14 protein-coding genes are annotated in these 12,841 nt (G+C 69.7%); 10 read left to right on the top strand and 4 right to left on the bottom strand.

Annotated features, from left to right (window positions below; genetic code table 11):
• Nucleotides 1-38 precede the first annotated feature (38 nt).
• From ABD810_RS35265 to ABD810_RS35305, 9 genes are all read left to right on the top strand, one after another.
• Entirely contained in the window at nt 39-1,169 is a 1,131-nt protein-coding gene (locus ABD810_RS35265) for an ABC transporter ATP-binding protein (RefSeq protein WP_344951124.1), read from the top strand.
• Entirely contained in the window at nt 1,162-1,827 is a 666-nt protein-coding gene (locus ABD810_RS35270) for an ABC transporter permease (protein WP_344951126.1), read from the top strand. The genes ABD810_RS35265 and ABD810_RS35270 overlap by 8 nt, the downstream gene beginning before the upstream one ends.
• A complete protein-coding gene (locus ABD810_RS35275) occupies nt 1,824-2,495 on the top strand; it encodes an ABC transporter permease (protein ID WP_344951128.1) in 672 nt (223 codons plus the stop codon). Before ABD810_RS35270 ends, ABD810_RS35275 begins: the two co-directional genes overlap by 4 nt.
• Before the next feature lie 35 nt (nt 2,496-2,530).
• Nucleotides 2,531-3,451 (top strand): ABC transporter substrate-binding protein, encoded by a 921-nt coding sequence (locus tag ABD810_RS35280; protein WP_344951131.1) that lies wholly within the window; start codon nt 2,531-2,533, stop codon nt 3,449-3,451.
• Nucleotides 3,452-3,671: 220 nt separating this feature from the next.
• Complete coding sequence (locus tag ABD810_RS35285; protein ID WP_344951134.1) at nt 3,672-4,109, top strand: helix-turn-helix domain-containing protein; 438 nt, start codon at nt 3,672-3,674, stop codon at nt 4,107-4,109.
• A gap of 105 nt (nt 4,110-4,214) precedes the next feature.
• A complete protein-coding gene (locus ABD810_RS35290) occupies nt 4,215-4,613 on the top strand; it encodes a DUF4180 domain-containing protein (protein WP_344951137.1) in 399 nt (132 codons plus the stop codon).
• Between the two features lie 41 nt (nt 4,614-4,654).
• On the top strand, nt 4,655-5,134 hold the full coding sequence (locus tag ABD810_RS35295) for a flavin reductase family protein (protein WP_344951140.1): 480 nt from the start codon (nt 4,655-4,657) through the stop codon (nt 5,132-5,134).
• Between the two features lie 54 nt (nt 5,135-5,188).
• Nucleotides 5,189-5,665 carry an RrF2 family transcriptional regulator gene (locus ABD810_RS35300; RefSeq protein WP_344951143.1) on the top strand — a complete coding sequence of 159 codons (477 nt, stop codon included), beginning with the start codon at nt 5,189-5,191 and terminating at the stop codon, nt 5,663-5,665.
• Nucleotides 5,666-5,845: 180 nt separating this feature from the next.
• A complete protein-coding gene (locus tag ABD810_RS35305) occupies nt 5,846-6,316 on the top strand; it encodes a carboxymuconolactone decarboxylase family protein (RefSeq protein WP_344951146.1) in 471 nt (156 codons plus the stop codon).
• A gap of 143 nt (nt 6,317-6,459) precedes the next feature.
• On the opposite strand, the gene ABD810_RS35310 is transcribed toward ABD810_RS35305, so the two are convergent.
• A complete protein-coding gene (locus ABD810_RS35310) occupies nt 6,460-6,987 on the bottom strand; it encodes a MarR family winged helix-turn-helix transcriptional regulator (RefSeq protein WP_344951149.1) in 528 nt (175 codons plus the stop codon).
• A 60-nt stretch (nt 6,988-7,047) separates the two neighbouring features.
• Here ABD810_RS35310 and ABD810_RS35315 point away from each other — a divergent pair, with 60 nt between their 5' ends.
• Nucleotides 7,048-7,458, top strand: coding sequence for a cupin domain-containing protein (locus ABD810_RS35315; RefSeq protein ID WP_344951152.1), 411 nt, complete (start codon nt 7,048-7,050; stop codon nt 7,456-7,458).
• 520 nt (nt 7,459-7,978) lie between these two features.
• Here the strand turns inward: ABD810_RS35315 and ABD810_RS35320 are convergent.
• The 3 genes from ABD810_RS35320 to ABD810_RS35330 form a co-directional block, all read right to left on the bottom strand.
• Nucleotides 7,979-9,673 carry a S49 family peptidase gene (locus ABD810_RS35320; RefSeq protein ID WP_344951155.1) on the bottom strand — a complete coding sequence of 565 codons (1,695 nt, stop codon included), beginning with the start codon at nt 9,671-9,673 and terminating at the stop codon, nt 7,979-7,981.
• 58 nt (nt 9,674-9,731) lie between these two features.
• On the bottom strand, nt 9,732-11,999 hold the full coding sequence (glgB, locus tag ABD810_RS35325) for a 1,4-alpha-glucan branching protein GlgB (RefSeq protein ID WP_344951664.1): 2,268 nt from the start codon (nt 11,997-11,999) through the stop codon (nt 9,732-9,734).
• A gap of 196 nt (nt 12,000-12,195) precedes the next feature.
• Nucleotides 12,196-12,774, bottom strand: a complete 579-nt coding sequence (locus ABD810_RS35330; RefSeq protein ID WP_344951158.1) for a hypothetical protein — start codon at nt 12,772-12,774, stop codon at nt 12,196-12,198.
• Nucleotides 12,775-12,841: the final 67 nt, after the last annotated feature.

The raw sequence follows: 12,841 nt of genomic DNA on the forward strand, positions 1-12,841 counted from the left end.
GGGCACCAGTGGCCCGGCCGAGAAGCACGAGGTCGTGCGTGATCACATTTGAAGGCGTCACCAAGCGCTATGGCGATGGAACCGTGGCCGTCGACAATCTCACCCTCGAGGTGCCGACCGGGGCGATCACCGTGTTCGTCGGGCCATCTGGATGTGGCAAGACCACATCGCTACGGATGATCAATCGCATGATCGATGCGACCGAGGGACGCATCCTCCTCGACGAGCAGGACATCCGGAAGATCGACCCTCCGACCTTGCGCCGGGGCATCGGCTACGTGATCCAGCAGTCCGGGCTGTTCCCGCACCGCAAGATCGTCGACAACGTCGCCACCGTGCCGTACCTCCTCGGGTGGGACAAGAAGAAGGCGCGCGCGCGTGCGATGGAGTTGCTGGAGCGCGTCGGGCTCGACCCCAAGCTGGCCGGGCGCTATCCCTTCCAGCTCTCCGGTGGCCAGCAGCAGCGCGTCGGCGTGGCGAGGGCCCTCGCCGCCGACCCGCCGGTGCTGCTCATGGACGAGCCGTTCAGCGCCGTCGACCCCGTGGTACGCATGAGCCTGCAGGACGAGCTGCTCAGGCTCCAGAGCGACCTGCGGAAGACCATCGTCTTCGTGACCCACGACATCGACGAGGCGATCAAACTGGGCGACACCGTCGCCGTGCTGCGCGTCGGGGGTCACCTGGCGCAGATCGCCGACCCCCCGACCCTGCTCGCCGAGCCCGCCGACGACTTCGTCGAGGGCTTCCTGGGCAAGGACCGCGGCATCCGGCGGCTGTCGTTCGTCCCGGCCAGGGGCATCAAGGTGCGGTCCGAGCCCGGCGTGGAAGGCTGGTCGGTGGTCCTCGACGAGGACGACCGGCCGCTCGGATGGCGCGCGGACGGCTCCGGCGGCACGGACGGCGCCGGAACCGCGGGCGCGGGCGCCGCCGAGGGCCGAGCCGTGAGTGCGGACGGCGCCGGGCGAGGCGACCGGGCCGGCGGGCTCCATCCCTTCGGCACGTTCGAGCTCGAGAAGGACTCGCTGCGCGCCGCGCTGGACGCGGCGCTGCTGGCGCCGTCGGGCTGCGCGATCGCGGTGGACGGCGACGGCAGGTTCGCCGGGGTCGTCACCAGGGACGCGCTGGACGACGCCCTCGTCCGGGCTACGGGGGTGGGGTCCGGTGGGTGACGGCGAGCCGCTGGTCCGCTGGGACTGGATCGGCCGCAACTGGCCCGCCATCCAGACGCTGCTCGTGGACCACGTGATCATGGCCCTGCTGCCCGTCGTGCTCGGCCTGCTCATCGCCCTGCCGCTGGGCCTGGCAAGCGTGCGCTGGCGGCTGCTCTACCAGCCCACGGTGAGCCTGATGAACATCGTCTACTCCCTGCCGTCGCTGGCGGTCTTCATCGTGCTGATCCCGCTGACCGGCCTGGCCGAGCGGGCCACGGTGATCATTCCCCTGACGTTCTACTCCCTGGCGGTCCTGATCCCGGCGGTGGTGGACGGGCTGGGGGCGGTGCCCGACCACGTCCGCCAGTCGGCCGTCGCCATGGGCTTCGGGCCGATGCGGCGGCTGCTCCAGGTCGACCTGCCCATCGCGGTGCCCGTCGTCCTGGCCGGCCTGCGGGTGGCCACGGTGTCCAGCATCAGCCTCGTCAGCGTCGGCGCGCTGATCGGCCGTGGCGGGCTCGGCTACCTGTTCATCGACGGGTGGCAGCGGCAGTTCTACACGCCGATCGTCGTCGGCATCGTGCTGGTCGTGGCGCTCGCCGTGCTCGCGGACGGACTGCTCGTCCTCGCGCAACGCCTGCTGACGCCCTGGGCCCGTGCCAGGAGGACCGCATGAACTGGCTGATCGACTTCTTCGGTAATGCGGCGAACTGGTCGGGCACCGGCGGCATCCCGGCCAGGCTCCTGGAGCATGTGCAGCTCTCGCTGGTCGCCCTCGCCTTCTCGATGCTCATCGCCATCCCGCTCGGCCTGCTGATCGGGCACACCCGCCGGGGCGCCGTGCTCGTGGTCGTCGCCGCCAACGCGGCCCGCGCGCTGCCCACACTCGGCCTCGTGGTGCTGATCGTGCTGCTCGTCGGGGTGGGCACGACCTGGCCCGTGCTGATACCGCTGGTCGCCCTCGCGATCCCGCCGATCCTCGTCAACACCTACGAGGGCATCCGCGGAGTCGACGAGGACCTGCGCGACGCCGCGTACGGCATGGGCCTGCGCGGTGGCCAGGTGCTGATGAAGGTGCTGGTCCCGGTGGCGATGCCGCTGATCCTGCTCGGCCTGCGCATCGCGGCGATCCAGGTGGTCGCGACGGCCACCGTCGCCGCGTACGTCGGCCTCGGCGGGCTCGGCCGCTACATCATCGACGGGCTGGCGACCAAGGACTTCCCCAGCACGATCGGGGGCGCGGTGCTCGTCGCCGCACTGGCGTTGATCGTGCAGCTCGGATTCTCGCTGCTGCAGCGCGTGGTGGTCTCGCCGGGGGTGAGCCAGCGCGTCAAGGTCCGCTAGTCTCTTTTACCCCCCGATTTAGAAGGGAATGCACGATGAAGCGAATTCTAAGCACCGCGGCGGTCGCCCTGACCGCGGTGTTGACCTTAGGCGCGTGTGGTGGTGGCGGAGATCCGCTCAGCGACACCGGCGCCAGCGCGGCCCCCAGCGCGTCGGGCTCCGGCGGTGGTTCCAAGGTCGTGATCGGCTCGGCGAACTTCCCGGAGAACGTCCTGCTCGCCTCGATCTACTCCCAGGCTCTCAAGGCCAAGGGGGTGCAGGTGGAGGAGAAGTTCAACATCGGCAGCCGTGAGGTCATCTACGACCAGGTCAAGGCCGGCGCTCTGACGGTGCTTCCCGAGTACAACGGGGGTCTGCTCAGCTTCGTCGACCCCAAGAGCACCGCCGCGAGCAAGGAGGATGTCAACACCGAGCTCAAGTCCAAGCTCCCCTCGGAGCTTGAGCTCCTCGAGTCGTCCCCCGCGGAGGACAAGGACTCGCTGACGGTCTCGAAGGAGACCGCCACCAAGAACGCCCTGACGTCCATCGAGGATCTGGCCAAGGTCGCCAAGGACTTCGTGGTCGGCGGCCCGCCTGAGTTCAAGAAGCGTCGTGAGGCCCAGTTCAAGGACGTGTACGGCATCACGTTCAAGGACTGGAAGCCGACCGGCGAGACCACGGCCGACGCCATCAAGAGCGGCACGATCCAGGTGGGCAACGTCTTCACGACCGACCCCAAGATCCTGATCAACGGCCTGGTGCCGCTGCAGGACCCGAAGAACGTCTTCAGCGCCCAGAACGTCACCCCCCTGGTCAACAAGGCGGCGGTCGACGAGACCGTGCGCACGACGCTGAACTCGGTCTCCGCCAAGCTGGACACCACCATGCTGACGGACATGATGAAGCGCGTCGCCGTCGACAAGGACGACCCGCCAGTGGTCGCCAAGGACTGGCTGACCCAGAACGGCCTGGCCTAGCCCGCGGGCCGGTCACCCGTCCTAGGACGGCCGCCGGCTCGATCGTCGAAAGGTCCTTCCCGGACTCCCCGGGGAGGACCTTTCGTGTTGTGACGAGAACCCTGCTCGCCGGATGGTGTGAGATCCCACACCGGGATCCTCCAAGACGGGTAGGGTCTCTTTCATGCTGTATTCTTCCCCCTGAACCTCTCGATAGGGAAGTTTAAGGAGGAGGTCGGCCATGTCCCAGCAGCCGTACTCGGTCGAGCAGGTGGCGAACCTGCTCGGCCTCCATGTGAAGACGGTGCGCGGCTACGTGCGGGACGGCCGGCTGAAGGCGGTCCGCATCGGCAAGCAGTACCGGATCGCCCGCGAGGACCTGGATGCCTTCACCGGCCATCCGGTCGCGCCGCCCGCCGCCGAGACGGCCAGACGCCGGCGCCACGTCGAGGTGTCCAGCGTCGTGCAGATCGACGCGATCGGCTTCGAGGCGATGAGCCGCTTGAGCAACACGCTGACGGCCGCCGTCGCGGGCCGTACGGGCGACGACGCGCGCCTGCGCATCGAGACGATCTACGACGAGGAGAGAGCCGGTCTGAAGATCATCATCATCGGCGGGCTGGACGACAGTGCGGAACTGTTCAAGATCATCGACATGCTGGCGAAGGAGAGGCCGTGAGCGGCGGATGGGCGGACGCGGCCACCTGGCCGGATGATTTCCTCGTGTACGCCGTCGACATGATCGGCGAGCCGGGTCCGAGCGCGCCGTCACGGTCACCACTCCATGGCTGACCGCCTTCAGCGCGTCAACGGCACGGCGGTGCTGATATGTGCGCCCGACGGTGCGAAGCTCAGCGGCGAACGCGACGCCCTGGACATCATCGGCGAGGCCGGCTACCAGGGCGCCGACTGGGTCGCCATCCCGGTGAGCCGGTTCGACGATGACTTCTTCCGGTTGCGCACCCGCATCGCCGGAGAGATCATCCAGAAGTTCGCCAACTACCGCCTGGGTGTCGCCGTCGTCGGCGACATCTCGCGGCACACGGCCGCCGGCTCCGCCCTGCGGGACTTCGTCCGCGAGGCCAATCAGGGCACACAGGTCTGGTTCGTCTCGACGCTCGAAGACCTCTACGACCGGCTCGGCGGAGGGCGGCGGGCCGGCTCGGGGCCCGGGGTCGACTGACCGGGTCGGTGGGCGGGAGATCGGTGGTAGGAGTGAGGGTCATGAACGAGTTCACGGAGGCGATGAGGCAGCTCGTCGCGGGGGTGGCCGTGGTCACCGTGCGCGATGACCGAGATGACATCGGCACGACCGTCACCACCTTCACGTCTCTGTCGGCCGATCCGCCGATGGTGCTGCTGAGCCTCACCTCCTCCGGTTACCTCTGCGAGGTCCTGCTGCGCCAGGACCTGTGGGCGGTGACCCTCCTGTCGGGCGACCAGGCCGTGATCGCCAGCAGGTTCGCCTCGCCCGGGCGTCCGAGTGCCCGCCTGCTGGTCGCCGGGACGCCGCATCACCGTGGCCCCCGCACCGAGGCGTTCGTCATCGACGGCGGTGTCGCCGCGCTGGAGGCCGAGACCGCCCGGGTGATCCCGGGCGGAGACCACACCCTGTTCCTCGCCCAGGTCCTCCACGTCGACTACGTGAACCCCTCGCTTCCTCCGCTGGTACGGATGCGTGGCCGCTACCGCGCCGTCACCTGATGGCGTCCGTCGACCGGCACCTATCCTGGACGTGTAATATCTAGGTTCGTGCGGATGGGTGAGGGTGTCGAGTGGGCGATGCACTGCTGCTTGACGCTGGCGTGGCTGGGTCACGAGCGGCCGGTGCCGACCGCGAAGCTCGCGGCGGGGTTCGAGCTGCCTCCGGCGTACCTGAACAAGCAACTGCAGGCTCTGGTGCGAGCCGGCATCCTGGCGTCGACGCCAGGGGCGCGAGGCGGCTTCCAGCTGGCGCGGCCCCTCGACAAGATCACACTCATGGACGTGGTCACCGCGATCGAGGGCCCTGACGAGGCCTTCAAGTGCATGGAGATCCGGCAGCGCGGAGCCGGTGCGGAGGCGCCGCAGAGCCGGTTCCGCGCGCCGTGTGCGATCTCGACCGCGATGCGCAAGGCCGAGCTGGCGTGGCGGCGGGCGCTGACCGAGCAGACCCTGGCCGACGTCCGGGCGGCGGTGGAGCGCCAGGCGCCACGGGCCGGCGATAGCGTCCGGGACTGGTACGCGCGCGGCTGATCATCTTCGGACGGTGAGGACCGGCAGGGGAGACGTGGAAGGAGAAACTGGATGTCAGATATCTAGATTTGTGATCGATGGCCGGTGTGCCGCAGCCGGATGACCGTCATCACGTTCGGGCCCCGATGCGGAGAGAACAGCAGACGGCGATCGCCGTCACAGGATGAGCTGGAGGATGCGATGCAGTCACGGATGGAGAACCTCAACAAGGTCGCTGCCGAGGGAATGCAGGGCATGTACGCGGTAGAGGCCTACTTGAGGGGGAGCGACGTCCCGCACAGGACGCTGGAGCTCGTCAAGATACGGGTCAGCCAGATCAACGGGTGCGGGTTCTGCCTTGATATGCACAACCACGACGCCAAGCAGGCGGGTGAGACCGACGAGCGGCTCTTCGTGGTGGCGGGGTGGCGCGAGGCGCCGTACTTCACCCCCGAAGAGCGGGCCGCCCTGGCGCTGGCCGAGGCGGCGACCAGGATCGCCGACAACGGGCAGGGCGTGCCCGACGACGTCTGGGACGAGGCCGCCGACCACTACGACGAGAAGGCGCTCGCCGCGCTGGTGATGGCGATCGCCCAGATCAACGCCTGGAACCGCATCAGCGTCACCAACCGCTCGGTGGCCGGCTCCCACCGCCGCGCCACCCGGGCCTGACCGGCCCCTGTCGTACGGCCCGTGCCGCCGTGACGTCGGCGCGGGCCGTGCCCGGCATGGCGTCGATCGGTCCTGTACGGCCCGTCCGGCATGGCGTCGATCGGTCCTGTACGGCCCGTCCGGCATGGCGTCGGCGCGGGCCGTCATTGGTAGCCGCCGAACCAGCCGGGCACGTCGAGGCGGAAGAGGTCGGGTGGGGTGACCAGGCGGAGGTCTGACTCCAGGGCGCGGAGGCGGTCCTCGCCCAGCGTCTTGGCCCAGCCGGCCCGGAGGTCCTCGAAGATGCGGGCCGACCGTACGAGGCTGTCGGTACCCCGCTCGGTGAGCCGCACGATCTTGCGCCGGGCGTCGCCCGGGTCGGTGCCGCGCTCGACGTACCCGATGCGTTCGAGCGCGTCGATCGTCTTGCCTGCGGCCTGCTTGGATACTCCCAGCCGCCGGCCCAGCTCGGCGGCCGTCGTGCCGCGCGTGCCGATGGCCTGCATGACGAATCCGTGCATCGGCCGTACGTCGGGATGCCCCTGGCGGGCGAGTTCGGCGTGCAGCTCGTCGATGAGGGTGCGGAACCCGAGGAAGAGACGCAGCGGCAGTTCGAAGCCGGGAGGGTCGGCCGGCGGTCCCGCTCCGGGCGTGGCCGCCGGCGGCTTGGGGGCAGAGGAGTCAGTTGACACGATGGACAACCTCGTTCACTATATAGACAACCATATTGTCGATATTAGGAGATGCTCGTCATGTCCATCATTCGCCATGCCGCGACCCGCAGGACAGAGACGCCTAACGCCGTCATGACCACCTTCGCCTCACCCACGCAGGGCGGCGCCGGGCTGTCCATGTGGCACGTGGAGATGAGAGCCGGTCAGTCGGGCCCCGCGCACGCCTTCGACGTCGAGCAGGTGTGGACGTTCCTCTCCGGGGGCGCGACCGTCGAACTCGGCGGGGAAAGGCTCGCGATCGAGCCGGGGGACACCGTGGTGATGCCCCCCGACGTGCGCCGCCGGATCTTCTCGGGCGACGACGGCATGACCGCCATCGTGGCCGCGCCGGCGGGCGGCCGGGCGTACACGGTCGACGGCCCCATCGACGTCTCACCTGCCTGCGCCCGACCCGACGGCGACAAACTCGTCCCCGCCTGGGTCGTATGACAGGGGCGCGACCAACCACCCCGCCCACCGGCCGGCGGGCAACCACCGAACCCACCGGCCACCCGCCGCAAACGGCGCCGTATTCACCGCCCCCATCCTCGCCGTACCGGCGCCGGTGAAACTCCCGTCCTAGGCCGGTGAGAACCGGCCCTCCCGGGCGGGCCGGTACAACCCCGCCGTGCCGGGCCGAATTCGTCCGTCCCGGGCCGGTACAACCTCGCCGTGCCGGGCCGAATTCGTCCGTCCCGGGCCGGTACAACCCCGGCGTGCCGGGCCGGATTCGTCCGTCCTAGGCCGGTGAGAACCGGCCATGCCGGGCTGGGCCGAATTGTCCGTCCCGGGCCGGTACAACCTCGCCGTGCCGGGCCGGATTCGTCCGTCCTAGGCCGGTGAGAACCGGCCGTCCCGGGCTGGGACGAATTCGTCCGTCCCGGGCCGGTACAACACCGCCGTGCCGGGCCGGGCCTGATCCGGCCGTCCTGGGACGGAGTGGTTGGTAGACGTCTAGGTGGTGGGGTGGTTAGTGGATTGTCCAGGTGCCGGGGAGTACTAGGGGGCCGTAGGTGGGGAGGCCGAGTTCGGCGGCTACTCGGGTGAGGGGGCCCCAGGCCTCCAGGCGTACCTGGCTGACGGCGGCGGCCTTGTCCTCGCTGGACTCCGCGGGCCGGAGCCGCTCCAGTGGGTGCATCCGCGGATAGGTGCGCACCGGGGCGTCCTTGGGGAGGTTCACCCTGCTTCGCGCGAGCGTCAGAGCGTCCTCGAGGCCGCCCAGCTCGTCGACCAGGCCCCCGCTGAACGCGTCGGCGCCCGTCCACACCCGGCCGCGCGCGAGCTCGTGAGCACGATCGCGGTCGATGCCCCTGCCCTCGGCGACCTTGCCCACGAAGTCGTCGTAGATGCGGTCGAGCCAGGCGTTGACCCGCGCCCACTGCGGCTCCGAATAGGCCCGGCTCGGGGAGAACATCCCCGAGTTGGCGCCCACGTCGACCGACTCGGAGGTGACGCCGATGCGGCCGAGGAACCCGGCGACCGAGGGCTTGCCGCCGAAGACGCCGATCGACCCGGTCAGCGTGCCGGGCTGGGCCACGATCACGTCGGCGGCCATCGAGACGAAGTAGCCGCCCGACGCGGCCAGGTCGCCCATCGAGATGATCACCGGCTTGCCGGCCTTGCGAGCCAGCACGACCTCCCGCCAGATGGCGTCCGAGGCGACGTACGACCCGCCGGGGCTGTCGACGCGGAAGACGATCGCCTTGACGTTGTCGTCACGGCGGGCGGCCCGGAACGCCGCACAGATGGTGTCGGAGCCCATGGCGCCGCCGCCGCCGAGCGGGCTGCGCCCGCTGCGGCCGAGGCGGATCATGCCGTGCCCGTTGATCTGCGCGATGACCCGCTCACCGGGATGCGGCAGCTTCTTGGCGATGGCGGCGCCCTTGGCGTACCGCGAGACGAACAGCAGCAGGTCGCCCTCGTCGCGGACCTCGTCGTACACCTCGTCGCGGTAGGCCAGCCGGTCGACCAGCCCCGCCTCGACCGCCTCCTCGCCGATGAACGGGCCCTGGTCAATGAGCTCGCGCACGCGCTCAGGGGCCAGGCCGCGGCCCTGGGCGATGCCGGAGACGACCTGCTCGATGACGGACTCGGCGATGCGGGCGGCCGACTCGCGATGCGCGTCGGTCATGTGGTCCTGGGTGAACATGTTGGCCGCGGTCTTGTACTCGTGCCGCTGGCCGATCTGGTAGTCGACGCCGATCTTGCCGAGCGCGTTCTTCACGAAACGCTGTTCCAGCGAGATGCCGGTCAGCCCGACGTCGCCCGACGGCTGCAGGTAGACCTTCTCGAAGGCGCTGGCCAGGTAGTAGGGCACGGTGCCCGCGCCGAACTCGCCGAACGTCTCGGCGAAGGCCACGGTCAGTTTCCCCGCGGCCCGGAGCTGGACGACGGCCGTGCGCAGCTCCTGCACCATGGCCAGCCCCATGGGCCGGCCGCCGATCTTCACGACCAGGCCCTTGACCCGGGGATCCCTGCGGGCCCGGCGCAGCCCTTCGAGCACGTCGGCGAGACGGGTTTTGCGCATGGACAGGATCGCGCTGAGCGGATCGGCGGGCGGCCCCTCCGAGAGCCCATCGGTGAGATCGAGCTCCAGGACCAGAGGGGCGTTGCGCCGCTGCCGGAACCGGTCGACCGTATCCATGATCGCCTTAGTCGCGTCCATAGCGACACCCTAGGCGACGTTTTCCTGTGGGAGGCACCGGGATTACCGTCTGGTTCCCTCAGGTTGCGTCGTGGCCGCCGTTCCGGGGCTCCCCGGCCGGAGGAACCGCGTCGTCGGTCACCGGATGTACGGTCTCCGCCTCTACGTCCGTCAGCGCCGGCGCTTCCGCGGCGGGAGACCCGGCATAGCGCAGCCAGAGGGCGCCCAGCGGCGGCACCACGAGCCGGGCAGAGTACGGCTGGCCGTGCCAGGGCTCGTCGACGGCCTCGACCGAGCCCAGGTTGCCGACCCCGCTGCCGTAGTAGTTGTAGGCGTCGGTGTTGATCACCTCGTCCCACCGTCCCGCGGCGGGCAGGCCGACGACGTAGTTCCCGTGCTGTTGTCCCGAGAAGTTCGCCACGCAGGCCACCATCGAACCGTCGTCGCCCAGGCGCAGGAACGAGAAGACGTTGCCCGGGGCGTCGTCGGCGTCGATCCAGGAGAAGCCCTTGGACGAGTGGTCCTGGGAGTGCAGGGCCCGTGTCTCGGTGTACACCCGGTTCAGGTCGCGGACGAGCTGCTGGACGCCTTGGTGCGGTTCGAAGTCCAGGACCCACCAGTCGAGGCCCCGCTCCTCCGACCACTCGGAGCCCTGGCCGAACTCGCTGCCCATGAACAGCAGCTTCTTGCCGGGATGGGCCCACATGAACGCGAACAGGGCGCGCAGGTTGGCGAAGCGCTGCCATTCGTCGCCGGGCATCTTGCCGATCAGCGAACCCTTGCCGTGCACCACCTCGTCGTGCGAGAGGGGCAGCACGAAGTTCTCGGAGTACGCGTACATCAGCGAGAACGTCATCTGGTGGTGGTGGTACTGCCGGAACACCGGCTCGTGGTGCAGGTAGGCGAGGGTGTCGTGCATCCAGCCCATGTTCCACTTGAACCCGAAGCCGAGCCCGCCCAGGTGCACCGGCCGGGTGACGCCGGGCCACGCGGTCGACTCCTCCGCGATCGTGACGATGCCGGGCGCCTCGCGGTAGGCGACGGAGTTCATCTCCTTGAGGAACTCCACGGCGTCGAGGTTCTCGCGCCCGCCGTAGATGTTGGGCGTCCACTCGCCCTCGCGCCGGGAGTAGTCGAGGTAGAGCATCGAGGCGACCGCGTCCACGCGCAGGCCGTCGATGTGGAACTCCTTGAGCCAGTAGACGGCGTTCGCGACCAGGAAGTTACGCACCTCGCGGCGGCCGAAGTCGAAGATGTAGGTGCCCCACTCGGGATGCTCACCCCGTCTGGGGTCGGCGTGCTCGTACAGGGGCGTGCCGTCGAACCGGGCCAGCGCCCACTCGTCCATGGGGAAGTGGGCGGGCACCCAGTCGAGGAGCACGCCGATGCCCGCCTCGTGCAGCCGGTCGACGAGGTGCCGGAACTCGTCGGGGCTGCCGAAACGCGAGGTGGGCGCGTAGTAGGAGGTCACCTGGTAGCCCCAGGAGCCGCCGAAGGGATGCTCGGCGACCGGCAGCAGTTCCACGTGCGTGAAGCCCATGTGCTGGACGTACTCGACGAGCTGTGACGCCATCTCCTCGTACGTCAGCCCGGGTCGCCACGAGCCGAGGTGCACCTCGTAGGCGCTCATCGGCGAGGTCATCGGGTTCTGCTCGGCCCGCCGGCGCATCCACTCGTCGTCGCGCCAGGTGTAGGTGGAGGAGTCCACGATCGACGCGGTGCCCGGCGCCCGCTCGGCGCGGCGGGCCATCGGGTCGGCCTTGGACCGCCAGACGGCGTCGGCGCCGAGGATCGAGAACTTGTAGTGCTCGCCCGGTCCGACGCCCGGGATGAACAGCTCCCACACCCCCGACCGGCCGAGTGACCGCATCGGATGGCCGGAGCCGTTCCAGTGGTTGAACCCGCCCTCCACGCGGACGCCGAGCGCGTTCGGCGCCCAGACGGCGAAGGCGGTGCCATCCTCGTCGTCGTGCCGTGTCGCACGGGCTCCGAGGACCTCCCACAGGCGCTCGTGACGGCCCTCGCCGATCAGGTGCAGGTCGACCTCGCCCAGGGTGGGCCAGTGGCGGTACGGATCACCCGTCTCGTACGGCTCGCCGCCCGGGTAGGTGACCCGCACCCGGTAGGCGGGGATCTTGTCCACCCCCGGCAGCGTCACGCCGAACACCCCGTAGGCCTCGTGGGGCATCTCGTGGGTGCCGTCGTCCAGCACCAGCTCGACCTTCTCGGCCAGCGGCTTGAGCGCCCGTACGGTCAAACCGTCGGGTGAGAGGTGCGCGCCCAGGATCGAGTGTGGATCGTGGTGCGCGCCGCCGGCCAGCCGGTTCAGGTCCAGGTCCGCGTTCATCAGATCGCTCACCGCTCCTCGGCACCGTGTTCGCTGTGATGAGCTAACCCTGCCCCACATCTGGGCGCCAACCCATGATGTCGCCCGGATCACACCAAGACGCCGGGATTCGCGTCTGACGGCGGTGCCTCAGACCGTCACACCTTGAAGACGTCAATGGTGGCTGGAATGGGCGAGGCGGGACGTCCACGGCGGATCACCACCGCAGGACCCGAACGCCTCCAGAGGACATGTCGACGACGATCCGGCCGATGTCGAGCGCCTCGCCGTTGGGGAACCACACGAAAAGCTGCAGGCAGCGGCGGGTCTCGCAGCCGAACCGCCGGAAGATCAGGGACCGTACCCTCAGGTCGGCGGCCGACGACAGCGTCCTGTGCGCCGCCTCGGCGTAGGCCTTCCGCACGATCTTCGCGAGCGGGGGGTCGGCGAGCAGCAACCGCGTCGCCCGGTCCTCCTCCGCTCGGGTGGGAGCCGGTGGCAGGCCACCGTCACGTGGATCGCCGGGGGCGTTCGCGGAGGGCGGGGCCCCGGTCCGCTCACCGTGACGGGCGCGGCTCTCGCGGCTGCGGGCACTGGACTCGTCCTCGTACCCCGGATCGGCCTGTCCCGGGTGCCCCGAAGGGGTCCCGCCGGGGTGCGCGGCGCCGGTCTCCCACCGGCGCTGCGCCCTCTCGTCCCTGCCCGTCAAGATCAGAGTCACCGCAACGCCCGTGCCCAGCACCACGGCGAGGATGGCGGCGCCCACGAGGATGATCGCCGACCGTCGTCGCGCCATCCGTACCACCACCTTCACGCTCCGCATGCCATCGGCTACGGATCGTATCGGAGAGGGTGGCGGTCAA

This window comes from Sphaerisporangium flaviroseum (assembly GCF_039537005.1).
GTDB lineage: Bacteria > Actinomycetota > Actinomycetes > Streptosporangiales > Streptosporangiaceae > Sphaerisporangium > Sphaerisporangium flaviroseum.